The organism is Paracoccus suum (assembly GCF_003324675.1).
Classification (GTDB): Bacteria; Pseudomonadota; Alphaproteobacteria; order Rhodobacterales; family Rhodobacteraceae; genus Paracoccus; species Paracoccus suum.
In genome coordinates, this window is record NZ_CP030918.1 from 1,362,916 (window position 1) to 1,387,641 (window position 24,726).

The 24,726-nt window shown below is 68.2% G+C and carries 24 protein-coding genes; 13 read left to right on the forward strand and 11 right to left on the reverse strand.

What is annotated here, in order from left to right:
• The first annotated feature begins 104 nt into the window (after positions 1-104).
• Genes DRW48_RS06650 through DRW48_RS06660 form a run of 3 tightly spaced genes read left to right on the forward strand, consistent with a single transcriptional unit; the run spans position 105 to position 3,071 of the window.
• On the forward strand, positions 105-761 hold the full coding sequence (locus DRW48_RS06650; RefSeq protein ID WP_114075728.1) for a protein-L-isoaspartate O-methyltransferase family protein: 657 nt from the start codon (positions 105-107) through the stop codon (positions 759-761).
• A gap of 48 nt (positions 762-809) precedes the next feature.
• The gene (locus tag DRW48_RS06655; RefSeq protein ID WP_114075729.1) at positions 810-2,213 is read left to right on the forward strand and encodes a TolC family outer membrane protein; all 1,404 of its coding nucleotides are present in this window, start codon (positions 810-812) and stop codon (positions 2,211-2,213) included.
• A gap of 33 nt (positions 2,214-2,246) precedes the next feature.
• On the forward strand, positions 2,247-3,071 hold the full coding sequence (locus DRW48_RS06660) for a hypothetical protein (RefSeq protein ID WP_114075730.1): 825 nt from the start codon (positions 2,247-2,249) through the stop codon (positions 3,069-3,071).
• 51 nt (positions 3,072-3,122) lie between these two features.
• On the opposite strand, the gene DRW48_RS06665 is transcribed toward DRW48_RS06660, so the two are convergent.
• The 9 genes from DRW48_RS06665 to DRW48_RS16115 form a co-directional block, all read right to left on the reverse strand.
• Complete coding sequence (locus DRW48_RS06665; protein ID WP_199286172.1) at positions 3,123-4,283, reverse strand: M23 family metallopeptidase; 1,161 nt, start codon at positions 4,281-4,283, stop codon at positions 3,123-3,125.
• A gap of 31 nt (positions 4,284-4,314) precedes the next feature.
• A complete protein-coding gene (locus tag DRW48_RS06670) occupies positions 4,315-4,989 on the reverse strand; it encodes a protein-L-isoaspartate(D-aspartate) O-methyltransferase (protein WP_114075731.1) in 675 nt (224 codons plus the stop codon).
• Complete coding sequence (gene surE, locus DRW48_RS06675) at positions 4,986-5,780, reverse strand: 5'/3'-nucleotidase SurE (RefSeq protein ID WP_114075732.1); 795 nt, start codon at positions 5,778-5,780, stop codon at positions 4,986-4,988. The genes DRW48_RS06670 and surE overlap by 4 nt, the downstream gene beginning before the upstream one ends.
• Before the next feature lie 85 nt (positions 5,781-5,865).
• Positions 5,866-7,044, reverse strand: coding sequence for a pyridoxal-phosphate-dependent aminotransferase family protein (locus tag DRW48_RS06680; RefSeq protein WP_114075733.1), 1,179 nt, complete (start codon positions 7,042-7,044; stop codon positions 5,866-5,868).
• 71 nt (positions 7,045-7,115) lie between these two features.
• Positions 7,116-7,475: a hypothetical protein gene (locus DRW48_RS06685; RefSeq protein ID WP_114075734.1), complete on the reverse strand. Its 360-nt coding sequence runs from the start codon at positions 7,473-7,475 to the stop codon at positions 7,116-7,118.
• Between the two features lie 73 nt (positions 7,476-7,548).
• Positions 7,549-8,916 carry a cytochrome P450 gene (locus DRW48_RS06690; RefSeq protein WP_114075735.1) on the reverse strand — a complete coding sequence of 456 codons (1,368 nt, stop codon included), beginning with the start codon at positions 8,914-8,916 and terminating at the stop codon, positions 7,549-7,551.
• Complete coding sequence (locus DRW48_RS06695; protein ID WP_114077411.1) at positions 8,913-10,136, reverse strand: hypothetical protein; 1,224 nt, start codon at positions 10,134-10,136, stop codon at positions 8,913-8,915. Before DRW48_RS06695 ends, DRW48_RS06690 begins: the two co-directional genes overlap by 4 nt.
• Positions 10,136-10,951, reverse strand: coding sequence for a sulfotransferase family 2 domain-containing protein (locus DRW48_RS06700; protein ID WP_162784690.1), 816 nt, complete (start codon positions 10,949-10,951; stop codon positions 10,136-10,138). Before DRW48_RS06700 ends, DRW48_RS06695 begins: the two co-directional genes overlap by 1 nt.
• Positions 10,952-11,051: 100 nt before the next feature.
• The gene (locus DRW48_RS16115) at positions 11,052-11,216 is read right to left on the reverse strand and encodes a hypothetical protein (RefSeq protein WP_199286174.1); all 165 of its coding nucleotides are present in this window, start codon (positions 11,214-11,216) and stop codon (positions 11,052-11,054) included.
• A 137-nt stretch (positions 11,217-11,353) separates the two neighbouring features.
• Between DRW48_RS16115 and DRW48_RS06705 the strand changes: the two genes are divergently transcribed.
• Entirely contained in the window at positions 11,354-12,478 is a 1,125-nt protein-coding gene (locus DRW48_RS06705) for a Ppx/GppA phosphatase family protein (RefSeq protein ID WP_114075737.1), read from the forward strand.
• Positions 12,478-13,281, forward strand: a complete 804-nt coding sequence (locus DRW48_RS06710; RefSeq protein WP_114077412.1) for an RlmE family RNA methyltransferase — start codon at positions 12,478-12,480, stop codon at positions 13,279-13,281. Before DRW48_RS06705 ends, DRW48_RS06710 begins: the two co-directional genes overlap by 1 nt.
• 98 nt (positions 13,282-13,379) lie before the next feature.
• On the opposite strand, the gene miaA is transcribed toward DRW48_RS06710, so the two are convergent.
• Entirely contained in the window at positions 13,380-14,303 is a 924-nt protein-coding gene (gene miaA, locus DRW48_RS06715) for a tRNA (adenosine(37)-N6)-dimethylallyltransferase MiaA (RefSeq protein ID WP_422385753.1), read from the reverse strand.
• Positions 14,304-14,494: 191 nt separating this feature from the next.
• Here miaA and pyrH point away from each other — a divergent pair, with 191 nt between their 5' ends.
• The 8 genes from pyrH to DRW48_RS06755 all read left to right on the forward strand — a co-directional run bounded on the left by pyrH (position 14,495) and on the right by DRW48_RS06755 (position 23,487).
• Entirely contained in the window at positions 14,495-15,157 is a 663-nt protein-coding gene (pyrH, locus tag DRW48_RS06720; protein WP_241963447.1) for a UMP kinase, read from the forward strand.
• A 101-nt stretch (positions 15,158-15,258) separates the two neighbouring features.
• Positions 15,259-15,822: a ribosome recycling factor gene (gene frr, locus DRW48_RS06725; protein WP_114075738.1), complete on the forward strand. Its 564-nt coding sequence runs from the start codon at positions 15,259-15,261 to the stop codon at positions 15,820-15,822.
• A 4-nt stretch (positions 15,823-15,826) separates the two neighbouring features.
• Positions 15,827-16,573 carry a polyprenyl diphosphate synthase gene (uppS, locus tag DRW48_RS06730; RefSeq protein WP_114075739.1) on the forward strand — a complete coding sequence of 249 codons (747 nt, stop codon included), beginning with the start codon at positions 15,827-15,829 and terminating at the stop codon, positions 16,571-16,573.
• Positions 16,570-17,457, forward strand: coding sequence for a phosphatidate cytidylyltransferase (locus DRW48_RS06735; protein ID WP_114075740.1), 888 nt, complete (start codon positions 16,570-16,572; stop codon positions 17,455-17,457). Before uppS ends, DRW48_RS06735 begins: the two co-directional genes overlap by 4 nt.
• A 3-nt stretch (positions 17,458-17,460) precedes the next feature.
• Positions 17,461-18,627, forward strand: coding sequence for a 1-deoxy-D-xylulose-5-phosphate reductoisomerase (gene dxr, locus DRW48_RS06740; protein ID WP_114075741.1), 1,167 nt, complete (start codon positions 17,461-17,463; stop codon positions 18,625-18,627).
• Positions 18,624-19,952: an RIP metalloprotease RseP gene (gene rseP / locus DRW48_RS06745; protein ID WP_114075742.1), complete on the forward strand. Its 1,329-nt coding sequence runs from the start codon at positions 18,624-18,626 to the stop codon at positions 19,950-19,952. Before dxr ends, rseP begins: the two co-directional genes overlap by 4 nt.
• A gap of 95 nt (positions 19,953-20,047) precedes the next feature.
• The gene (bamA, locus tag DRW48_RS06750; RefSeq protein ID WP_114075743.1) at positions 20,048-22,450 is read left to right on the forward strand and encodes an outer membrane protein assembly factor BamA; all 2,403 of its coding nucleotides are present in this window, start codon (positions 20,048-20,050) and stop codon (positions 22,448-22,450) included.
• A gap of 86 nt (positions 22,451-22,536) precedes the next feature.
• Positions 22,537-23,487: an OmpH family outer membrane protein gene (locus DRW48_RS06755; protein WP_162784691.1), complete on the forward strand. Its 951-nt coding sequence runs from the start codon at positions 22,537-22,539 to the stop codon at positions 23,485-23,487.
• Positions 23,488-23,637: 150 nt separating this feature from the next.
• On the opposite strand, the gene DRW48_RS06760 is transcribed toward DRW48_RS06755, so the two are convergent.
• Positions 23,638-24,585 (reverse strand): nucleoside hydrolase, encoded by a 948-nt coding sequence (locus tag DRW48_RS06760; RefSeq protein ID WP_114077415.1) that lies wholly within the window; start codon positions 24,583-24,585, stop codon positions 23,638-23,640.
• Between the last annotated feature and the right edge of the window lie 141 nt (positions 24,586-24,726).

Sequence of the window (24,726 nt, forward strand, 5' to 3'; positions counted from 1 at the left end):
CTTGCACCTGTACCGAATTGTGGGCGCCGGAACCGTCCACCTTCCGTTGCCGACCCACGGAAGCTGTGGCACAACAGGGGCCGAACTGCCGGAGACCGCGACCGATGCTCGATTTCGCCCAGGCCCGCACCACCATGGTGGACACCCAGGTGCGGCCCAGTGACGTCACCCGCTTTCCGGTGATCGAGGCGATGCTGGCTATCCCGCGCGAGTTGTTCGTGCCCGCCCCGCGCCGATCAGTCGCCTATGTCGGCGAGAACCTGTCCCTGCCGGGCGGCCGGGTGATGCTCGAGGCGCGCACGCTCGCCAAGATGATCGACGGCCTCGATCCGGGGCCCGAGGATCTGGTGCTGGATGTGGCCTGCAGCAACGGCTATGCGGCAGCCGTTCTAGGCCGGATCGCCGGCGCGGTCGTGGCGCTGGAGGACGAGGCCGGGGCTGTCGCCACGGCCGAAGGGGCGCTGCGCGAGGCGGGGGCCGAGACGGTCGCCGTGGTCCAGGGTCCGCTTACCGAGGGCTGGGACGCCCAGGCGCCCTATGACATCATGATCGTCAGCGGCGGCGCAGTCGAGGTGGTGCCCGATTCCTTGACATCCCAGCTGCGCGAAGGTGGCCGGATCGCCGCGCTGTTTCACCAGGGCGCCCTCGGGGTGGTCCGCATCGGCCTGAAATCGGGCGGCGAGATCACTTGGCGCGATCAGTTCAATGCCCATGCACCGTTGCTGGCCGGCTTTGCCCGTCAGCGCGGCTTCACGCTGTAACCGCGGCGAGGTCGCCCAGTGTCGCGACCCAGCGGAAAGGAAAGAACGATGCCAGAAATCCGTCATCGGGTCGCCGGCGCGGCGCGCCGCCTGCGCAAGCTCGCCCTCGGGACGGCATTGGCCGTCGTGGCTGCGCTGCCCGCCAGCGCTGATAGCCTTGCCGATGCGATGGTTGCGGCCTATCGCCATGCTGCGCTGCTGGATCAGAACCGCGCCGTCCTGCGCGCTGCGGACGAGGATGTCGCCAGTGCCATGGCCGCCCTGCGGCCAGTCATTGGCTGGACCGTCCAGCATCAGTTCCAGGAAGTGCAGAACGCCGAGAGTCGTTCGTTGACCGCCAGCCTGGTGGCCGAAATGACCCTCTATGACTGGGGCCGCAGCCAGCTGGCCATCGACGCCGCGAAAGAACTGGTACTTGCCACCCGCGCCCAATTGATCAGCGTCGAGCAGAACATTCTGTTGCAAGCGGTCGAGGCCTATCTGAACGTGCGCAGCCAGCGCCAGCAGGTTGCGCTGCAGGAAAACTCGGTCCGCGTGCTGTCCGAGGAGGAGCGCGCGGCGAACGATCGCTACGAGGTCGGGGAAATCACCGTGACCGACGTGTCGCTGGCCGAGGCGCAGCTGGCCCAGACGAGGGCCCAGCTTGCCACTGCAAAGGGCAATCTTGCCGTCGCGGTCGAAAGCTACAAGGCCGCGACCGGCAAGGCGCCGGGTGATCTCAGTGCCCCGCCCAAGCTGCCGACCCTGCCGAAATCGGTGACCGCAGCCCAGGCGATTGCCCAACGCAGCCATCCGGCCGTCGAATTTGCCCAGCGCAATGTCGCCGCGGCCGAGGTGCAGGTTGCAGCCGCCGCAGCCGAGCGCCGGCCCGAGCTGAAGGGCTCGGCCTCGGTTTATGCGCAGGATTCCTCGCAGTCGCGCGATGACGAACTGATCAAGGGCGCCAATGTCGGGCTGACCCTTTCGCAGACCATCTATTCCGGTGGACGTCTGTCGTCCGCGCATCGCAAGGCAATGGCCAACCGCGATCGTGCGCGCGCCGCCCTGCTGCAAAGCGCGCGCGACGTCGCCCAGTCGGTCGGGGTCTCCTGGGCCAATATCGACGTGGCCCGTGCGCAGATCAGTGCCATCAACGAACAGATCGTCGCTGCGCAACAGGCCTATGAGGGCGTGCGCGAGGAGGCGACACTGGGCGCGCGGACCACTCTGGACGTGCTCGACAGCGAGCAATCCCTTCTCGAGGCGCGGGCGAACAAGATTACTGCAGAAGCCAACCTGCAATTAGCTCATTATCAACTATTGGCTGCTATGGGTCTGCTGACGGTAGAAAACCTGAAGCTGGGAATTCCCACCTATGACCCATCGGCCTACTACAGCGCGGTCCGCGACGCCCCCTACACCAGCGTGCAAGGCAAGAACCTCGATCGAGTCCTGCGCGCCATCGGCAAGTAATCCTGCGCTTCGTGTCACGCCCGGGTCGCGGGCATGACCGAAGCTGCCGCGCCGCGCGGCCCCTCGGCCAGCCAGTTGTCCGAGAATATCGGTGACGTTCTGGCCTCCATCCGCAGCATGATTGCGCAAGACCCGGTGCCCGACACGGACCGGGCGGCCGTCCTCCGTTTGGAGGCGGTGGGCCCACGGCCGGCCGCGTCGCCCGAGGTTCCTTCCAGCCGATCCGGCCTCGGCTGGGTGAGCACGCCCCCCGTTCAAGCTGACCGTGACGAGCTTCTGGTGCGCGCGCAAAGCTGGACGCGCCGTCAACCGCCGGGCCCTGGGCCGTTGCGCCTGGGGCGCAGCGAATTGGTGGCGCCCTTGAGGGAGGTGGAGCGCGCGGGGGCGTCGGACCCAACGGAGTCTGATCAATCGGCGACCCTCCTCTCGACGCGGGAGGCCGCGGCGGAGGCCTCCGCGCAACTGGCTGATACCAAAGATTGTGTCGAGACGATCGCGGATCGCCCAACCAATCCTTTGCACGGCGTCCCCCCGGCCGAATTGCCGCAGTTCAACAGCGATGCCCTGCACCCGTCCGTGTCCGCCGAGAGGGCGGCTGAGCCCATTCCCGCCCTGAGCGAAACCGTCTTGCTGGAGACTGCGATGAACGCCTATGCCCCCACCCAGCCGACCGGCGATCCAATCAACACGAACGGCGCCGAGACTGAAGATGCCGTGAGCGGTTCGATCCTTAGCGGCATGATCCGCGAGGTTATCCGTCAGGAACTGGTGGATCCCGGGATGTCGCGCGAGCTGCGTGCCATGGTCCTGCGTGAGGTCGCCCGCGCCATCACCGGCGAGGCGAGCAAGGCGAGCTAGAGGTATTCAGCCGAAAGGGAAAGGCGGCAGGGGAATATCCCCGCTCGCCAATCAGCGCAGATAGCTTTCGGGATCGACGCTTTCAAAGCCCTGGCGGACCTCGAAATGCAGCACGCCGCTCTTGCTGGACTTTCCGATCGCCTGACCGGCCGACACTTTATCGCCCTTGGCGACGCTCAGATTGTCGAGGCCGGCATAGACGGTCATCAGCTCGCCGTCGTGGCGCATCACCACGATTGGAACGCCATCGGTGTCACGGGTGATCGCGGCGACCGTGCCGCTGCCGGCGGCCTTTACGGGGGTACCGGTCGGGGCGGACAGATCGATCCCCTCGTTCTTGCCCTTGGAATAGGCCCGGACGATCGAGCCCGTGACTGGCATCTGCAGCTTGCCCTTGCCGCCGGATGCGGCTGTGCGCGTGGCGCCGAGGTCGGGCGCGCTCGGACGGTCCACCTTGGCCGAGGCAGGGGTCGTGTCCTCGCGCGGCAGCGCGCGCGACGCTGACGGCGGCCGCGGGGTCGGGCTGCCGACGCCGGGCGCGGTGACCTGGGCCGTCGTCGAGGCGGTGGCCGCGGCGCCGGGAATGGCCAGCTTCTGGCCCGTCCGAACTGTCATCGTATCGGCTGGCAGCGCGTTGGCGCTGGCCAGGTCGTTGACCGACACGCCATATTTCCGGGCAATCGACCAGGCGGTCTCGCCCGCTGCAACGGTGTGGCTGGTCGGCGCCCGGCCCGGGGTGGTGGTCGTGGTCGTCGTGGTGGTGGTTGTCGCGGCGCCAGTGGGCGTCGTCGCGGCCGGCGTCGTCACAGTGGTCTTTGTCACGGTGCCGCCCTGTGGCACGTCGGGTTGCTTGACGCCCTGGCCGGCGAAGGGGTCAGTGACCGCACCCGTCGCGGCCGTGGCGCCCGCACTGCCTGCCGTGCTGAACGGCCCGCCAATTCGGCCGCGCAGGTCGGGGTCGACCCCGGCCGCGCCCGCACCGCTGAACGGATTGTTGAGGCCGGCGAACGGGTTTTGCAACCCAGCGAGCGGACCACCCGACGCGCCACCGGTCCCGGTGGCCGTTCCGCCGGCGCACGAGGCCAGCGCCATCGCCGCGCCGCCCGCCAGCAACCAGCGGGAGAGGCGCGCACCGCCGGCGCCCAACGCCGGCGCGCGCGCCGCAGCGCGGCCCGCATCCAAGGCCCGAGAGGCCGTCCTGATCGCATTCATTTTCTGCCCGTCCTCGCCTCGTATCCGGGGGTCATGTCTGGCCCAACCCCTCGACCAGCGGCACGAAACGCACCTGCCGGAGTTCGTCATATTCGTAGCCGTCCGAATGACGGGTCACGCGCAGAAGCGTCTGCACGGCATCCGACTGCCCGACCGGCAGCACCATGATACCGCCGATCTTGAGTTGCGACAACAGCGGCCCGGGCGGGTCCTCCGCCGCGGCGGTCACCAGGATGCGATCGAAGGGCGCCTGCTCGGGCAGCCCGCGACTGCCATCGGCGACGCGCGCGGTGATGTTGGTGAGGCCCAGGGCCGCGAACTGCGCCTCTGCCTCGATCACCAAACGACGGTGGCGGTCGACAGTATAGACGCGCCGGCACAGCAGCGCCAGGATCGCCGCCTGATAGCCAGAGCCGGTCCCGATCTCGAGGACGGTATCGCGCGGCCCGACGGCCAGGGCCTGGCTCATCAGGCCGACGACCGAGGGTTGGCTGATGGTTTGGCCGCACGGGATGGGCAGCGGCGTGTCATCATAAGCCCGGTCCTCGAACAGCCCGCGCACGAAGCGGCCGCGGTCGATCCGCTCCATCGCGGCCAGCACGCGCGCATCCGTCACCCCGCGCGAGCGCAGGGTCAGCAAAAAGCGCATCCGCGCCTCCTGCGGATCATCCTGCAGATGGGGGGCGGGCTGCGCCTCGTCGGTCATGCGGGCTCCCACTCCCTTTGCAGCGCGGCCAAGCTGGGGTGGCAGGTCAGATCTGCGCGCATCGGGGTGACGGACACATAGCCGTCCATGTTCGCTGCGACATCGCTGCCCGGCCCCGCGGGCACATCCTGCGGACCGCCGCGCGCCCACAAGAACCGCCGTCCCGTGGGCGAGACGAATGGCTCGACCGAGAAATTCGCACCCTGCCGCCGGCCCTGCGGGGTCAGGCGAATGCCACGCACCTTGTCGGCGGCGACAGCCGGGAAGTTGACGTTGTAGAACAGCGCGTAATCAGCGTTCAGATCCCACGGCGCGCGGTCGAGCAGGTTGCGGATCAGGGCCGGGCCGTGCTGGCGCGCTGCCTCGAACGGGTCCACGAGATCGCGGCTGCCCGGGCCCATGTATTGCGAGAGGGCAATGGCCGGTATGCCCTGCAGGGCGGCCTCCATCGCGCCGCCGATGGTGCCGGAATAGACCGCGTTCTCGCCCGAGTTATTGCCGCGGTTGACGCCTGAAAGGACCAGGTCGGGGCGCAGATCGCCCATCGCGTCCGAGAGCGCCGCCATGACGCAATCGGCCGGGCTGCCCTCGGCCGCAAAGCGGCGCGGGCCGAGCGCCGCGATCATGGTCGGGTGGGTGTAGCTGATGGCATGGCCGACGCCGGATTGCTCGAATGCCGGTGCCACGACCCATATTTCCCCCTCGGGACCGGCGAGCTCGGCCGCAATAGCCTCGATCGCCGCCAGACCCGGGGCGTTGATGCCATCGTCATTGGTCAGAAGAATACGCATCGCTGGCCTTTCGTTGCCAAGGTGATACCGGCGCGGGCCGGTCCCGGCAACGGGCGATGCGGCCTTGGGCGCTAGCGAGCCCGCGTCAGGCGCGCGCCGCGATCACCGCGGTTGCGGCGTCAAGGCCACCCTGCCCGTGGGCGATGCCAAGCGCGCGCATCCCCGCCTCCATCACCGCCAGCACGCCGAGCGTCATATGCGCCGAAGCATGGCCCATATGCGCGATCCGCAGCGCGTCATCCGGCCGCTCGGCGCCGATCGCAACGCCCAGCGTGACACCGGCCTTCGTCGCCGTCCACTCGCGCAGGGCCGCTGCGCCCGGCAGATGCGCGGCGGTCACGGGCAGGCCGCGCTGCGCCGGATCGGCGACGTTCAACGCGATTCCGTTGCTACCTGCGCCCCAGGCATCGAAGGCCGCCCAGACCGCGGCGGCAAGCCCCGCGTGGCGGGCGAATGCGGCGTCCAACCCCTCCTCGTCCAGGAGCAGGCGCAGGGCTTCGTCGAGCGCGAACAGCAACTGGACTGGCGGCGTGCCGCCCCAATAGCGCCAGGCCTCGCCTGGCCCGGCGCGCATCGACCAGTCCCAATAGGGCGTTGCGAGGTCGCTGCGCGGCAGTGCCGCCGCGCGCTCTGACTGCCAGACGAAGGCCATGCCGGGCGGCGTCATCAGCCCCTTCTGGCTGGCGGAAACGACAACGTCGACGCCCCAATCGCCCATCCGCATCGCCTCGGAGCCGAGCGAGGCGATGGCGTCGACCGCCAGAAGGGCAGGATGATTGCCCATTGCCGCGCGCAGCGCCGGGATGTCGTTGCGCACGCCGCTGGCAGTGTCTACCTGGGTGACCAGAACTGCATGGATCGCCCCCTCGCGGTCCGCGCGCAGGCGGTCGGCAAGCCGCTGCGGATCTGCGGCGCGGTTGTTGCCGAAGTCGATCATCTCGACGTCGATGCCAAGACTGCCAGCGCTCGCCGCCCAGCCCAGGCCAAACGACCCCGTGGCGAGGACAAGGGCCTTTTGCCGGCGATTGAAGAGATTCGTATTGGCAGCTTCCCAGCCAGCATGGCCATTGCCGGCATAGCTCGCCAGCCGGGCGACCCCGCCCCCGCCCAGCCGGGTCAGTTGGGCGTGGACGCGCTGGACCAGTTCCTCAAGCTCGGCCCCGTAAATGTCTGGCGAGGCGCGGTGCATTGCGCGCAGCACACTGGCAGGAAGGGGGCTGGGACCGGGAATGGCAATAGCCTGCTGCCCTTGGGAAAAACTCATCGACGCGCACCCCGTGAAACCGTTGGGGCAAGTCGTAATCCGGGGTTCTGGCGCCGGCAATGGCAGTTCGCTCAGTCGCGCAGGCCTTCGATCGGGCGCAGGATACTGAGGACCTTGAAACTTGATTTATCCACCCGCGCCAAGGTCTTGCCGATGACGGCATAGGCCTCGCCCGCAGGGGCATCGGTCAGGCCATAGCGGCCGGGTTCAGTTATGATATGCGCGTCAGGGTAGGTGTTTCCGACGATCACGCCCGCAGGCGCGGTGGCCACGTTTCCATCCTTGGCCGCGCAGGGCGCGCCGGCCTCGCAGGCGGGCACGCCGCCGCCAAGAAACGGGGCCACGACGCCGGTGTTGGCGGCGAGGGCCGGCAGCAGCACTCCAAAGCTCAGGGCCGCCGCAATGGCCGCTGGAACGGCAAGCTGGCGCATCTTTGTTGCCTCTCTTTCCAGCGAATGAACGTCCGCCGGACCATGACGTTCCCGCATGGCACCCTGCCCGGGTTCACGCGTGTCGCCGCGGATTGATGCGCAGCCGGATCCCATCGCGCCCCCGCACCGTCAGGCGCGCTGTGGGGACCGGGTCGACGCCGCCCCGTTCCAGATGCAGCGAACGGCAGATCATTGCCAGCAGCAGCGGCCCCTCGATCATGGCAAATCCCGCGCCGGGACAGACTCGCTGGCCGGCGCCAAAGGGGAAATAGGCCGTGCGGGCGCAGGTCTTGCCGTTGTCTGTGTCCCAACGGTCGGGGTCGAATCCGTCCGGATCTTCCCACAGCCGCTGATGGCGGTGCAGGTGCCAGGGCGAGACAACGATCTGCGCGCCGCGCGGCACGGGCCGGTCGCGGAACGTCTCGGGGCAGGCGGCCTCGCGCACGAACATCGGCACCGGCGGATAAAGGCGCATCGCCTCGCGGAATACGGCACGGGCTGCTTTCAGGCGCCCGGCGGCGGCGAAGTCGGGGGCCTCGCGCCCTGGCCCCAGTTCGGCAAGCGCCTCAGCCGCGACACGGTCCTGCCAGTCAGGCGCGGCGGCCAGCAACCACAGCGCCCAGGCGAGCGCCGAGGCCGAGGTCTCGTGCCCCGCCAGAAAAAATGTCGCGACCTGATCGACCATCTCGCGCGCGTCAAAGCAGGCGCCGGTCTGGGGATCTGGCGTGGTCATGATCTTGCTCGCCAGATCGTCCGGGGCGGTGCCGGCGGCAATGTCGCTTGCGCGCTGGCGCACGAGTGCCTCGATCAGCCCGCGGATGCGGGCGGCGCTGGCGCGAGTGCGGCGTGAATGCGGCCGGAACCATGCCGGTAGCGGCAGAATCGCCGCCAGGTTGACCAGCGGCTGCGCGTCCTGATGTGCGCGAAAGGCCGAAAAGACCTGCGCCGCCGTCCGATCCTCGATCGGCAGCGAGAACAATGTGCGAAAGATCACGTCGGCGGCGGCGTGGCTGGTCTCGGGCTCGACGTCGATCTCGGTTCCCGCCTGCGCGGCGAGGCGATCCTCGGCGGCGAGGCCGGCGGCCCACATGGCGGGGAATTGCTGGCGCAGGCGGCCGCCCTCGAAGGCCGGGTCGATGATCCGGCGTGCGCGCGCCCAGTCCTCGCCATTGGCGATGAACACGGAATTGCCGACAAGCGGCGCCAGGCCGGCCGCCAGACGGCGCGATTTAGGGAAATCATTCGGCCGGGTTTTCAGGATCAGCTCGACGAGCGAGGGATCGTTGCAGATGAAGCTGTGGATCACCGGGGTGCGAAACTCGGCCATCCAGGCGCGGAAAAGGCGCGTCGGCAAGGCCGAGAGCAAATCGCGCCGGAAGGCGCGCGCGAGGCCGAGGACCGTGCCCCGGTCGTCGCCGGTGACGGGTTTGGGCGGGATCATGGCGCTGGGGCCATGCCGGTGTGGCGGTTGACTGGCCGGGTGATGCGGCCCGGCGAGGGCGGCCGTCCGGCAAAGCGCGACGCCAGGCTACGCGGCCCGGCTGTGATCGCGAAGTAATCGTAATCGCCGGGCCGGTCGAAGGCACAGAGGTATTGGAAATGCAGCCGGAACCAGCGATTTTTTAGCTCGGCCTGCCGCTGTGGCGACAGGGTCTGGGTGAATGCCGCCGACATGACCAGCGGAAGGTGTTGCGGGTCGGGGGCGACGCCACAGACCGCAACCGGATCACACAACCCGAACGAGCAGGCGTCTCCCGGCGCGGTCACATCGACCCAGGCGATGTCCTGGCGCCCTGCCAGTTCATGCAGATCGCGCCGCAACTGCGCCGCGCGCGGAAGGAACGCGGCCATGGGCACGACATGCCCCAATGTCAGCAGGCCCAGCGCCGGTCGCTCGGGCGGCGGCCCGGCACGCAGATGCGCCGCCATGACCGAGATGGCCAGATAGGCGCCGGACGAATGGCCGATCAACAGCACCTCGTCCCAATCCTCGGCCGCAATGGTGCCGAGGCGGTCCGTAAACCGGGTCAGCCGGTCCTGCAGGGCGGGGGGATAGGCGCCGCCGTCGCCCGCGGTGAAGGCGTAGTCATGCATCAGGTAATAGGCGAGGAGGCGGCCATCCAGCCGGCGAAACCCGGCCAGAATCCCCCATAGCGCGCCGGCCGCGGGGATGATGCCGATGGGCCAGAACCGAGGCAGGACGCGCGCCACCAGCCACCAGACCACCCCCGCGACGATCAGCGCCAGCAGCAATTGCCCCAGCAGCACGGCGACGGGATAGAGCGCGGCGATCACCGGACCCCGCCGAAGGCGCATCAGCCGCCACAGCGCACCGCTGCCGATATAGGCCCAAGCCGTCTTGGCGAGTTGACCGTAGGTCGCGAGGATCGAGCGGCCCATCGAGGCTGCGACCACGTCCGACCAGGCCAGAACCTCGATCTCGGCCTCGGTGATCTGGCCGTCGAATTTGCCTGTGACCCCCCAGCCGAAGCCGGTGCGATCACGGCGTGCACCGAGGGTCAGGGCATAGCCGCTGATCGCCGCCTGGTCGGCGCCCTCGCGCCGGTAAAGCTCGCGGTAGCGGCGCGGGGGGATCGGGTCATACCCCGGCAGGTACAGGACCTTGCGGCGGCGGACCGGCGCATCCGCGCCCGGCGGGATCACAGGACCGCCGCGTCGCCGTCGCCCCGTCCCTTCGGCTGACGTTTTTGCAGCCGGGCATCGCGGTGCGGGCGCAAGATCGCGTGGACATGGCTGTAGAGGGCAACGTCCAGCGGGTTTTTCTCGCGGATTCGGGCAACGATTTCGGGCGTGACCTCGACCTCGGTCTCGCGGGTCGCAGGCGTGCGGCGCAGATGTTCCCGCGGCATCCGGCCCGGGTTGCCGGTCAGGGCAAAAAAGGTCGTGAAGGAAAAGGCGTACATTTCCAGCAGGCCGATGAAGGCGAATTTCTCCATGGCGTTGCGCAGGACGGTGGCGCGGTCGGCCTGTGGGCCGGCCACGAAGCGCGCCATCTTGTCGTGCGAGGCCGGGTGCTCGACATAGCTCAGTAGGGTCGGAAACTGGGCGATGAACTGGCGATGCGGGGGATGCATCTCGGTGCGCTGGTAGCGGTAGTCCGAGACAACGCGCGCCACCGGCGCCCGCAGGATGGTCATCAACTGCAGCTCCGGGCGCGCGGCCTGGATGCGCGTTGCCAGCGGGAACGGGATATGCCCCGAGGCCGACCGGACCCGCGCCAGATCCGGCGAGGCGATGAACTGGTCGACGCAGTCGTTCAGCTGCTGATCGTGGGTGCGATCGCGGTTGGTGTAGTCGATATGGACGTTCTTGTAGGGTTTAAGGACCGCGCGCAGTTCGTTCGAAAAGGACGAGCCTGCCGTCTTGGGGATATGGACAAAGAACCAGGGCGCGGCGGGCGGCGCCGCAGCGAGATAATCGTCCAGCGACTGGGTCTTGAGGTCCCCGAAACGCACATCCGGCCCCCTTGCGCCAGTGCCGCGCGACCTGCTGTCTGCGGCTGAATGGGGCTTAGCATCGCCGTTTCGCGCTGCCAAGCGCGGGCAGGCCGGCCGATCAGGTCGCGCGGTCGATCAAGATGGTCACGAACAACCCGACAAGCGCGAAGATGAGGGCGAAGACCAGGATGTAAAGCGCCCGGTCTTTGACGTTGCCACCCAGTGCCGCGGCCCGGCGCCAGCCGAGCAATCCACCGATGACGAGTGCTGCGAGAATGATCATGCGGCGCGGTGTAGTCCGCCGCCGCCGCAAGCGAAAGCCCCCGTCGCACAAGGGCCGCCGCGCATGACGCGCCGCTTGATCCGCGCCTGTGGGCACACTAGTGTTAACAGCAACACTACATCGGAGGGCGTTTCGGAATGACGCCCATGCGTCCCGCGGGTGCGGACGCGTTCCCGAAACCTACGGTCGAGCCTGCCGCGACCCGCACATCTCCCGACGAGGGCGCGCTTTATGCCGCCCTCGATCTCGGGACCAACAGTTGCCGGATGCTGATTGCCCGACCTAGGGGCAGTCAGTTTCAGGTCGTGGACAGCTTCTCCAAACCGGTCCAGCTCGGGCAGGGCCTGGAAGCGTCTGGCCGGCTGTCGCGCAGCAGCATGGCGCGGACCGTTCACGCCCTGCAGGTGTGCCGGCGCAAGCTGGATCAGCACGAAGTGACACGCATGCGCCTGGTTGCGACCGAGGCATGTCGCCGCGCCCGCAACAGCCGCGATTTCCTGCGCGCCGTGCGGCGCGAGACCGGCCTGCCGCTGGAAATCATCGAGGCCGAGGAGGAGGCCCGGCTGGCCGTGATCAGCTGCGCCCCGCTGGTCAGCCTGCGGACCGAGCACCTGCTGGTGGTCGACATCGGCGGCGGCTCGACCGAACTGGTGTGGATCGACCTCAGCGAGGTCGAGCCGCGCGAGCGTCCGCGCTCGATCATGAAGCTGTCGGACGGCTTCACCAACGCGTTGCCGGGGCAGGCGCGGGTGGTCGACTGGATCAGCGTGCCGCTGGGCGTTGCTACCCTGCGCGACCAGTTTGCCGACGTCGAGGACGAGCCCGGCCGGTTTGCGCTGATGAGCTGGTATTTCGAGGAACGGCTGGCGAACTTCGCGCCCTACGCGCTGAACACCCCGCCCGAGGGGTTCCAGATCATCGGCACCTCGGGGACGGTGACCACGGTCGCTGCCAGTCACCTGGGGTTGCGGCGCTACGACCGGACGAAGGTCGACGGGCTGGTGATGACCACCGACCAGATCGACCGGGTGATTCGCGACTACCTGCTGCTGGGCCCCGAGGGGCGCCGTGCCGATCCCCGCATCGGGCGCGAGCGGCATGCGCTGATCATGTCGGGCGCTGCGATCCTGCAGACGCTGATGCGGGTCTGGCCGACCAATCGCCTGTCGGTCGCGGATCGCGGTCTGCGCGAGGGTATCTTATATGCGCAGATGGTGCGCGACGGGGTTGTGACGCCCGAAGGACTGGAAGGGGTGGCATGATGCCGACGACAGGAGGGCCGGGCAAACCCGGCGGGCGCAAGGGCGCGGCGGCGGGCAAGACGGCCTCGGGCCGGGGCGAGCGAGACCTGCGGGTGCGGGTCAAGACCGCCAAGGGCCGCAAGCTGAGCAGCACGCTGTGGCTCGAGCGCCAGTTGAACGACCCCTATGTCCAGCGGGCCAAGCGCGAGGGCTATCGCGGACGCGCGGCCTACAAGATCCTGGAGCTGGACGAGAAATATCGCTTTCTCGTGCCCGGCGCGCGGGTCGTCGATCTCGGCTGCGCGCCGGGCGGCTGGTGCCAGGTCGCCGTCGCACGGGTTAATGCGCTGGGCGAAAAGGGCGGCAAAGCGCGCGGCACCGTGCTGGGGGTGGACCTGCAGGAGGTCGATCCCATCGCCGGCGCCCAGATACACCAGCTGGATTTCCTGTCCGAGGATGCCGACGTCAAGGTCAAGGCCTGGCTAGGCGGCCCGGCTGACGTGGTGATGTCGGACATGGCTGCCGCCGCCTCGGGGCACAAAGGCACCGACCACCTGCGCATCATCGCGCTGCTGGAGGCTGCGGCGGAGTTCGCCTTTGACGTGTTGGAGGAGGGGGGTACCTTCGTCGCCAAGGTGTTGTCCGGCGGCGCCGAGCAGAACCTGCTGGCGGTGCTGAAGCGCAATTTCGAGAAGGTCGTGAATGTCAAGCCGCCCGCGAGCCGCGCGGATTCTTCGGAGAAATTCGTGGTCGCCATGGGTTTTCGCGGGCGGCAGGGACTCCCCAACCGGACGCCAGAGGTCGAGGCTGACGAACATGACTAGGCGCCACGGGCTTTAGCGGAGGTTAGTCTCACGCCTGCCGCCGTGAGGAAGGCCAACGTGGAAGGTCCAGGCCCCGAGTTGAGTGGGTTGCTCAGCGACTAGACCTCGACCGGCACCGGCGTCCAGTCACCCATCCGATTGCGAAACCAGCTGCGCTGCGCCTTGGCATAGCGGCGGGTCGCGATGATCGCCGCCTCGCGCGCATCCGCCAGCGAGGTTTCGCCGCGCAGATGCGCGAGCAGTTCCGCTGCGCCGATCGCCCGGGCCCATTGCGCCTGCGGCTGCCAGATCGGGCGCAGCGCCGCGACCTCGGCCAGTGCGCCGCCAGTCAGCATGGCGTCGAACCGACCCTCGATTCGAGCGGCGAGGCGGTCGCGGTCGGCCTGCAGCACCAGCCGATGCACCCCCGCAGGGTCGATCAGCGGCGGCGGCGTGTCGGCCTGCCAGTCCGCCAGCCCACGCCCCGTCGCGCGCAGCACCTCCCACGCGCGCTGTACGCGCATCGGGTTCAGCCGGTCCAGTCCCGCCACCGTGCCGGCGTCCACGCCTGAAAGAAGGTTGGCAAGGCCGTCCGGCCCCAGCCGGATTCTGTCGGCCTCGGCCCGGACCTCGGGGGGGACCGGCGGGATAACCGCCAGCCCTTCCGTGAGGGCGGTCAGGTAGAGGCCGGTGCCACCGGCGATAATTAGCCGCTCGCCGCCTGCCAGCAACTCGGCGATTTCGGCCAGCCATGTGCCAACGGAATAAGTCGTGCCGGGCGCGACATGACCATAAAGGCGATGCGGCGCCGCGGCCTCGTCCTCGACGGAGGGGCGGGCGGTCAGTACGCGCCAGCAGGACCACACCTGCAGGGCGTCAGCGTTGACGATCAGGCCGCCCTGTGCCCGCGAAATCGCCAGTGCCAGGGCCGATTTTCCGGCCGCCGTCGGCCCCGCGATCAACACATGCCGCGCCGGGTCCAGCCCCGCGATCAGCGGTGCGAATTCCACCGTCATGACGGGTGCGGCTTGTGCGCTGTCCATGGCCACCAGCCCTCGGTTGTGCCCGCGGCTCTTTTGCGACATTCATCGCGGAAATGTAACTGCCGGGGGCCATGATGACCGAAACCACCTCTTCCTCGGCCGGCGACGGCGTGCCCGCCCCGACCAAGCCGGTCCTCGCACCCGGCGTCAGCTACCGCCGCGTGCTGCTGAAGATCAGCGGCGAGGCCCTGATGGGCGACCAGAGCTATGGCCTGCATCCCCCGACCGTCGCCCGCATCGCCGACGAGGTCGAGGCGGTCTACAAGATGGGTGTCGAGATCTGCATGGTCATCGGGGGCGGCAACATCTTCCGCGGCCTGCAAGGCAGCGCCCAGGGGCTGGAGCGGACCACCGCCGACTACATGGGCATGCTGGCGACGGTCATGAATGCACTGGCGATGCAGGCGGCGCTGGAGGCCAAGGGCATTCACACTCGCGTCATCAGCGCCATACGCATGGACGAGGTGGCAGAGCCCTATATCCGCCGTCGCGCCGTCCGCCATCTGGAGAAAAAGCGAGTCATTATCTTCGCCGCCGGCACCGGAAACCCCTATTTCACCACTGATACCGCGGCGACCCTGCGCGCCTCCGAGATGGCCTGCGAGGCGATCTTCAAGGGCACCAAGGTCGACGGCGTCTATGACAAGGACCCCGCGAAGTACCCCGACGCGGTCCGCTATGACACTGTTTCCTATGACGAAGTCCTGCAAAAGCACCTTGGCGTGATGGACGCCTCGGCGATCGCCTTGGCGCGGGACAACAACCTGCCGATCATCGTCTTTTCCCTGGACGAGCCCGGCGGCTTTTGCGGCATCCTTGCGGGCAACGGCACCCACACCCGCGTCGGCGACTGACGCGGGGGCGGCCCGCCGCCGTGCCCGGCCGAACCCTTTGCCATGTGCCGCGTTCGGCGCTAAGAGGCTGGAAAACACAGCGAGCAGAGGCAGGGGCAGGCATGGCTGAGGCTATTGAGATCGACACCGACGACCTCGAACGTCGGATGAAGGGCGCGATGGAGTCCCTGCGTCACGAATTCGCGTCTCTGCGGACCGGCCGCGCCTCGGCCAGCATGGTCGAGCCGATCACGGTCGACGCCTATGGCACCGTGACCCCGATTAACCAGGTGGGGACGGTCAACGTCCCCGAGCCGCGGATGGTCACCATCAATGTCTGGGACAAGGCGCTGGTGAACAAGGTCGAAAAGGCCATCCGCGAAAGCGGCCTCGGAATCAATCCGCAGTTGAACGGCACGATCATCATGCTGCCGATCCCCGAATTGAACGAGGAACGCCGGCGCGAGCTGACCCGCGTTGCCGCGCAGTATTCCGAACATGCCCGTGTCGCGATCCGCAACGTCCGCCGCGACGGCATGGACCAGGTCAAGAAAGCCAAGGCCGCGGGCATGGCCGAAGACGACCAGAAGTTCTGGGAGCAGGCTGTTCAGGAGCTGACCGACCGCATGATCGCCGAGGTGGACAAGGCGCTCGAGGCGAAACAAGCTGAAATCATGCAGGTCTGAGGCGATGGCCGAAACCGCGCTGGACCTCAACGCTGCCGCTGCCATCCCCTCGGGCACTGAGCATCGTCCCCGCCATGTCGCCATCATCATGGACGGTAACGGCCGCTGGGCCACGCAAAAGGGCTGGCCGCGCCTCGTCGGACACCGCCGCGGCGCCGAGCGGGTCAAGCAGATCGTTCACGCGGCCCCGGACCTCGGGGTCGACTGGCTGACGATCTACGCCTTCTCGACCGAGAACTGGAAGCGTTCGACCGAGGAAGTGCTTGGCCTCATGGGTATTTTTGCCCGTTATATCGAGCGCGAGGCGGTCACCATGTCGCGCGAGGGCGTGCGTATGCGGTTTATCGGCGAGCGCGAACGGCTGAACTCGCGCCTGCGCAACCTGATGAACAGCATTGAAGATCGCACCGCCGGCAACACCCGCCTGAACCTGACGGTGGCGATCAATTACGGCGGGCGGGACGAGATCCTGCGTGCTGCCCGCCGCCTGTCCGAACGCATGGCCCGCAACGAGGTCGATGCCATTACCGAGGAAAGCTTTGCCGCCTGCCTCGATACCGCCGGCCACCCGGAGCCTGACCTGGTGATCCGCACGTCGGGCGAGACGCGGGTCTCCAATTTCCTGCCCTACCAGGCGGCCTACGCGGAATACGAGTTCACGCCGGTGCTGTGGCCGGATTTCACGCCCGACCATCTGGCGGCGATCCTGGATCGCTTCGGGATGCGAGCCCGGCGCTTCGGGGGCGCATGACGCCCCCGGCCGGCGAGCCGGCGGGCGATCTGCCACCGCCTCCACCGCGCAGATCGTCGGCCCCGGCCGCCGGTAAGTCGGGCGGAGGGGCTTGGTCCGACCTGTCGCGGCGCGTGGCCTCGACCGTGGTTTTGCTCGGTATCGGCGTCGCGATTGCGCTGGCGACGGGCATCTGGCTGCGCCTGTTCATCTCGGCCATCGTGGCGATCACCTTCTGGGAACTGGCCCGCGTGACCGGATGGCGCCACCCCGAGATGCACGCGACCCTTTTCGGTCGCATGCGCCCTGTCGTGCTGGCGTTGCTTGCCGGCCTGACCCTGATGGCGGTGCTGACCGGCGGTGCGCCGGGGATGCTTGCTATCCCTATCGTCATCGGCCTGATCGGCGCCGCCGACCGCGACCGGGTCAGTTATGCAATCTTTGGTCTCGCAATCCTGCTGGTCGGCGACGGGTTGGTCCATCTGCGCGAGGGCCTCGGCCTCGGCGCGGTGCTGTGGACCATGGGTGTTGTCGTCATCTCGGACACGCTGGGTTATTTCGTCGGGCGCACCGTCGGCGGCCCGAAGTTCTGGCCCGCACTCAGCCCGAAAAAGACCTGGTCCGGCACCATCGCTGGCTGGATCGGAGCGGCGCTGTTCGGTGCGCTGCTGGTGGCGCTGGCGCGCGGCGGAATACAGCTGATATTGCTGTCGCCGTTGGTCGCGCTGGCCGGGCAGATGGGCGACATCGCGGAAAGCTGGCTGAAACGCCGGGCGGGGGTCAAGGACAGCTCGAACCTGATCCCCGGTCATGGCGGGTTCATGGACCGCTTTGACGCGGTCTGCGGCGCGGTGCTGATGGTCAGCCTGCTGGACCTGGTCGGCCTGGTTCCGATCGAAGGATAGCCGATGCGAAGCGTGACGATCCTCGGCGCAACCGGCTCGGTCGGTGAGAGCGCGTTTGACCTGCTGGTTCGCGCCGGCGGGGCAGGGGCGTTGCGCACCGTTGCGCTGACCGGCGGACGGAATATCGCGCGCCTCGCGCAGATGGCGCGCACCCTGCGGGCCGAGGTTGCCGTCACCGCGCATGAGGACGAATTGCCCGCCCTGCGCGCCGCGCTTGCGGGCAGCGACGTAGCTGCCGCTGCCGGAGTCGCCGCGCTGGTCGAGGCTGCCGCCCGTCCTGCCGACTGGACGCTGTCCGCCATCGTGGGGGCCGCCGGCCTCGCCCCCGGTCTGGCCGTGCTGGAACGCGGCGGAACTCTTGCGCTTGCCAACAAGGAAACGCTCGTCGCCGCCGGCCGCCTGGTGATGGCCACCGCTACCCGCACCGGTGCGCGCATCCTGCCGGTTGACAGTGAACATTCGGCGATCTTCCAGGCCCTTGGCAATGACGATCTGGCCTCGGTCGCGCGGGTGACGATCACCGCCTCGGGCGGGGCGTTTCGCGATTGGCCGATGGAACGGCTGGCCCGGGCAACGGTGGCCGAGGCCTCGACCCACCCCAACTGGGCCATGGGCCAGCGGATCACCATCGACAGCGCCAGCATGTTCAACAAGGCGCTGGAAGTCATTGAGGCGCATGAGTTCTTTGACCTCGCGCCAGACAAGATCGCAGTCCTGATCCACCCCGAAAGCATCGTGCACGCCCTGGTCGCCCATATAGATGGCGGCGTCATCGCCCACCTTGGCGCGCCGGACATGCGCCACGCCATCGGCTATGCGCTGAACTGGCCGGCCCGCGCTCCGCTGCCGGTGGCGGCGCTGGACCTGGCCGCGCAAGGCAGCCTCAGCTTTGCCGCGCCCAGCGAAGAGCGCTGGCCCGCCCTGCGCCTTGCGCGCGAGGTGATGGCGTCAGGGGGCGCCGCCGGGACCGTGCTCAACGCCGCCAAGGAAGAGGCGCTGGACCAGTTCATCGCCGGCCGCCTCACCTTTCCCGCCATGGCCGATGCGGTCGAGGCGGCGCTGGCCGCCGCCGCCGGGCAGGCCGGCTTTGCAGACAGCCCAACCGACCTCGACACCGTTCTGCACTGGGACGCCTACGCCCGCCGCATTGCCGCAAAGGCCCTTTCATGACCGACCTGCTTCCTGCCTTTGGCAGCACGCTGCACACAGTGCTGGCCTTTGTCATTGCCCTCAGCGTGATCGTCGCGGTGCACGAGTTCGGCCATTACATCATCGGCCGTTGGTCGGGCATCCGCGCCGAAGTGTTCTCGATCGGCTTCGGGCCGCGCCTTGCGGCGCGCCGCGACCGGCACGGCACATTGTGGCAGATCGCGGCGGTTCCGCTGGGCGGCTATGTCCGGTTCCTGGGCGATACCAACGCCGCGAGCGCCGGCACGGCCAAACCGGTGCCCGGCCGCGCGCGGGAGACGCTGGAGGGCGCGCCGCTCTGGGCGCGGATGGCAACGGTCGCGGCCGGGCCGGGCTTCAGCTTTCTGCTGGCCATCGTGATTTTCGCCAGCTTTGCCCTGATCCGCGGCGTGCCGCTGGACCAACCAACCGTCGGCGCGCTGTCGCCAGTCCCGCCCGGGGTAACCAATCAGTTGCGCCCAGGCGACCGAATTACCGCCATCGCCGGCCAGCCGGTCAAGGAGTGGGCGGACATCGACCGGATCGCGGCAGACCTGCCCGCCGCGCCCGGTCAGGATTGGCAAGTTGCGCGTGACGGGGCCGAGATCACTGTTCCCGGCCCCGACCTGATGCCGGCCCGGATTGGCGGCGTGGCACCCGGCGGGGCGGCCGCTGACGCCGGCCTGCGCCCCGGCGATGTCATCGCTGCCATCGATGGCGCGCCGATCAGCCGCTTTGATCAATTACGACCCAAGGTCGAAGCCGCAGCGGGCGCTCCACTGACGTTGACGGTGTGGCGTGAAGATCGGGGTCCATTCGACGTGACCCTGGCCCCGCGCGAACAGGATCTGCCGCGAGCCGGCGGCGGCTTTGAAAAGCGCTGGCTGGTCGGCATCACCGGCGGGGGCAACTATTTCGCCCCCGCGCTGCGCCGCGCGGGCCCGGTGGAGGCGATTGGGCTCGGCCTCTCGACGACCTGGGGCGTGGTCGCAAGCTCGATCACCGGGATCGCGGCGATGGTCACCGGGCAGATCAGCAGCTGCAACATCGGCGGCGCGATCTCCATCGCCGAAAGCACCGGACAGGCCGCCGCCGTCGGCATCCCGGATTTCATCTGGTGGATCGGCATCCTGTCGGCCGCCATCGGTTTTCTGAACATCCTGCCGATCCCGGTTCTGGACGGCGGGCACCTCGCCTTTTACCTCTACGAGGCCGTCACTGGGCGCCGTCCGTCCGACCGCGTGACGCGCTGGCTGACCAGTATTGGCCTTGCCCTCGTGCTCGGACTGATGATTTTCGGCCTCTCTAACGACCTTTTCTGCGGCTGACCTTTTGACAGCCAAGCCTAATCAAGGCTACATCTCGCGGCAAAAGACGGGTCTGCGCCAATGATGCGACAGCGCCCACAAGCGAGGGACCGGCAATGACGAACACGACACTCGATACGCGGGGTCTGGGCCGGGGCGCTGTGGCGCTGGCGTTGACCTTGGCACTTGGGGTACCCGCTGCGGTCCTGACGGCGACGCCCGCCGCCGCCTACAGCTTCAGCGATGTGCGGATCGAAGGCGCCGACCGGATCGAGCCCGAGACGATCCTGTCCTATGCCAACCTCAGCCGCGGGGTAGATGTCAGCACGTCCGAGCTGAATGCCGCGCAGCAGCGCCTGCAGGCCTCGGGCCTGTTCGAGCGGGTCGAACTGGTTCCGAGCGGCAAGACGCTTGTCGTGCGCGTCAGCGAGTTTCCGATCATCGGCGCCATCAGCATCGAAGGCAACCGCCGCATCAAGGACGACAAGCTGACGCCCGTTGTTCAGTCCAAGTCGCGCCGCGTCTATTCCCCCTCGCAGGCCGAGGCCGACGCCGCCGCCATCGCCCAGGCGTATGCCGCCGAGGGGCGCCTGGCAGCGCGGGTCGAGCCGCGCATCATCCGCCGTCCGGGCAACCAGGTGGACCTGGTGTTCGAGGTCCGCGAAGGCGCCGTGACCGAGATCGAGCGCATCGGCTTCTCCGGTAACCGCGCGTTCAGCGACCGCCGCCTGCGCAACGTGCTGGCCACCAAGCAGGCCGGCATCCTGCGCGCCTTCATCAAGCGCGACACCTTTGCCCCCGACCGGCTGGAACTGGACGAGCGGCTGCTGACCGATTTTTACCGCTCGCGCGGCTTTGCAGATTTCAAGGTCCAGGCCGTTGCGCCCGAGATCGCGCGCGAGCGCGACGCGTTCTACATCACCTACCAGATCCAGGAAGGCCCGCAGTATCGGTTCGGCAATGTCTCGGTCACCAGCGAGATCCCGAATGTCGATGCGGCGCAGTTCAATGCCCAGAACCGGGTGCGGCGCGGGCAGATCTATAACCCGCAGGTGATCGACACCTCGATCACGCGGATGGAAAACCTTGCCTCGTCGCTTGGCCTCGACTTCGTCGCGGTCGAGCCGCGGGTGACGCGCAATCCGGCCTCCTCGACGCTGGACCTGAACCTGGTGCTGACCCGCGGCCCGCGCGTGTTCGTCGAGCGGATCGACATCGAGGGCAACACCACCACCCTCGACCAGGTCATCCGCCGTCAGTTCCGCACCGTCGAGGGTGACCCCTTCAACCCGCGCGAAATCCGCCAGGCGGCCGAGCGTGTGCGTGCGCTGGGCTATTTCTCGAACGCCGACGTGAGCAGCCGCGAGGGCACTTCGCCCGAAAAGGTCATCGTCGACGTCAATGTCGAAGAGCAGCCGACCGGCAGCCTCAGTTTTGGCGCCAGCTACGGCGCCAATGCCGGCGTCGGCCTGAACGCCTCGCTGACCGAGGATAACTTCCTCGGGCGCGGCCAGCAGGTGGCGCTGGGCTTTACCACCGCCAAGGGCTCTCGGGCGCTGAACTTCAACTTTGTCGAGCCGTTCTTCCTGGGCCGCGATCTGCGGTGGCGGCTGTCGGGCAACTACCGCGAGACCAAGAACCTCGAGTCCGCGACCTATGACAGCAAAGGCCTCTACCTCGGCACCGGCGTAGATTTTCCGGTGTCGGCCAATGGCCGGTTCGAGTTGCGCTACAGCTTCCGCTCGACGGATCTGAACGGCATCGACCCGCTGACCGTCACGCCCAGCACCACTGATCCTGGCAACTACCTGGTCACCGGCAGTTCGCCCCTGATCGAGGCAGACGAGGGGCGGCGCATCAGCTCGGCCCTCGGCTACGGCTATACCTATGACAGCCGGCGCGAGCGGGTGGACCCGCGCAATGCCTGGAAGCTGTCCTTTAGCCAGGACTTCGCCGGCGTCGGCGGCGACGTGAAATCGGTCCAAACCAACCTCGCGGCCGGGATCGAGAGCACCGCCTGGCGCGAGGACGTGACCATGCGCGCCGAGATCGAGGGCGGTTCGGTCAACATGCTGGACCATCAGGTCAGCCGCATCAGCGACCGTTTTGGCGGCTCGGCCATCCGCGGCTTTGAATCAAATGGCTACGGCCCGCGTGATTTCGTCGACCTGCCGAATGGCAAGCGCAAATATATCGACGCGCTGGGGGGCAACTTCTACTGGGTGGCGCGCGCCGAGGCGCAGTTCCCGCTGGGCCTGCCCGAGGAGTACAACATCACCGGCGGCGTGTTCGCCGACGTCGGCTCGGTCTGGGGCCTTGACCGCAAGTCGGTCGAGGCGCGTCCCAACTCGCCCGCGCATGACGTTGATGACGGCATGAAGCTGCGGGCCGCTGTGGGCCTGTCGCTGTTCTGGACGACCCCGGTCGGCCCGCTGCGGTTCAACTTTGCCAAGGCGCTGAAGAAAGAGGATTACGACAAGACGCAGACCTTCGATCTGACGATCTCGACCAAGTTCTGATGCGGGGCGCGCGGCCCCTTGGTTTTGCTGTGGCCGCGCTACTCGCATGGCCCGCGTTGGCTCAGCCCGTGGGGGCACCTCAGCCGGTGGCGCCGGCTCAGGCCGCTCCGCAGGCCACCATCCTGACGCTCGATCAGGAGGCGCTGTATCGCGAATCGCGCTGGGGCAAGCGCGCACAAGCCGATCTGGAGGCTCGCTCCCGCGAATTGGCAGCCGAGAACGACCGCATCGCGGCCGAGCTGGAGGCCGAGGACGACACGCTGACCGCCCTCCGTCCGACCCTGCCCGAGGACGAATTCCGCCGCCGCGCCGACGCCTTCGACGCCAAAGTACAGAAGGTGCGGCAGGACCGCGATCAAGCCGGGCGCGAGTTGCTCGCCTCGGCCGACACCGACCGCACGACCTTCCTGAACGCGGCGCTGCCGGTCCTGACCGACCTGATGCGCGAGCGCGGCGCAATCGCCCTGCTGGACCGGCGCACGGTGTTCCTGTCGATCGAACAGATTGATGTGACGGGCGCGCTGATCGCCCGGGTCGATGCGGCGTTGGGCGACAGGCCGGGGGCTGCAGCGACCACGCCGGGAACTGCGCCCGCTGCGCCGAGCGGCGGCGCCAACGCGCCCGCTGGCGGTGCAACCGCGGCGCAAGGCCAAGCGGACGATCCCAGCTCTGCGACGCAGGGTGTGACCGAGGGTGCAGTGCGGAGCCAGCCGGATGATGCGAACACGGCGACGCCAGATGCGGCCGGGGGCGCACCACTAGGCCAACCGGCTGAGGCCGGCATGGCAACATCAACTACGGCTGTGAGCGTGCCGCAGGCCCAACCGGGTGAGGCGGACCCTGCGACGCCAGGTGCGAATGGGGGCAGGGCGCAGGGCCAACCCGGCGAGGCGATCGGGGCAACGCCCGGCGCGGCCGCCAATCCGCCTAGTCCAGGTCCGGCCGCCGCCCCGGATGCGACGCCCTCCGAGCCCATGCCCATGGCGCCAGTGCCTCAACCGGCGCAAGGCGCCGCACATGGTCCGGCCACGAACTAACTAGGCGTGCAAGTCGACCATGGGGAGTAACCACGGCGCAGGGTGGCCGAGAAGGCGGGTCAGAGCGGTGCACCACCCTGACCGACGCCCGATGGATCACCTGCCGCTCTTACCATCGAGTGCGACCTACAAGACCTCCGCCCGACCCTTTCAGCCTCGCCCCAAGCGACCGATCCGCTCGGTCAGCAGCGCGAAGAACCCCTCGCGGTCGACGTCGCGGATGAACATGGCGTTCGGCTGGCGTTCGGTCACGCCCCACCAATCGGCGACTGTCATCCCGGCGGTAAACTCGCCCCTGGTTTCGACCACCACGTTGATCTTCTTGCCGGAAAACAGCTCGGGCTTGATCAGCCAGGCCACGGCGCAGGGGTCATGCAGGGGCGCGCCCTCGCTGTTGTATTTCGCCTTGTCGTAGCGCTCGAAGAAATCGGTCCAGCTTGCCACTGCTTCGCCGACGCGGGTGCCGACGGCGCGGATTCCGTCGACCCACGCGCGGTCGGTCAGGGCGCGATGGGTGACGTCCAGAGGCATGATGGTCAGCGGAACGCCGGCGCGAAACACCAGGTCCGCCGCCTCGGGGTCGACGTAGATGTTGAACTCGGCGGCCGGGGTGACGTTGCCGACCTCGAAATAGGCGCCGCCCATGATCACGACCTCGGCGACGCGGGGAATGATGTCTGGGGCGCGGTCAAAGGCAGTCGCAACGTTGGTCAGCGGGCCGACGGCGACCAGCGTGACAGTGCCCGCAGGCTCTCGCCGCAGGGTGTCGATGATGAAGTCGACGGCATGCCCCTCGGCCAGGGGCTGGCGCGGCGGGCGCAATTCGATCCCGTCGAGGCCGGTCGAGCCATGCACGTTTTCGGCCGTGACCAGCTTGCGCGCCAAGGGCGCGTCGCAGCCCGCATGGACGGGCAGGTCGGGGCGACCGCCAAGCTCGCAGATGACCCGCGCGTTCCGCGAGGTTAGGTCCAGCGGCACGTTGCCCGCGACCGTGGTCACCCCGAGGATTTCGATTTCCGCCGGCGAGGCGATGGCCAGCAGCAGCGCGACGGCGTCGTCCTGCCCCGGATCGGTGTCAAAGATGATCTTGCGCGTCATGGGCGATCCAAAGGCTGATTTCGGATCGCTGTCTAGCGCGCCGGTGCGAAACATTCCAATCACCAACGGTCCAACTTGCTAAACTTGAACCCATGTCGCGGCGCGCCGGTTGACGAGGGCGGGGCGCCCGACTAGCTGACC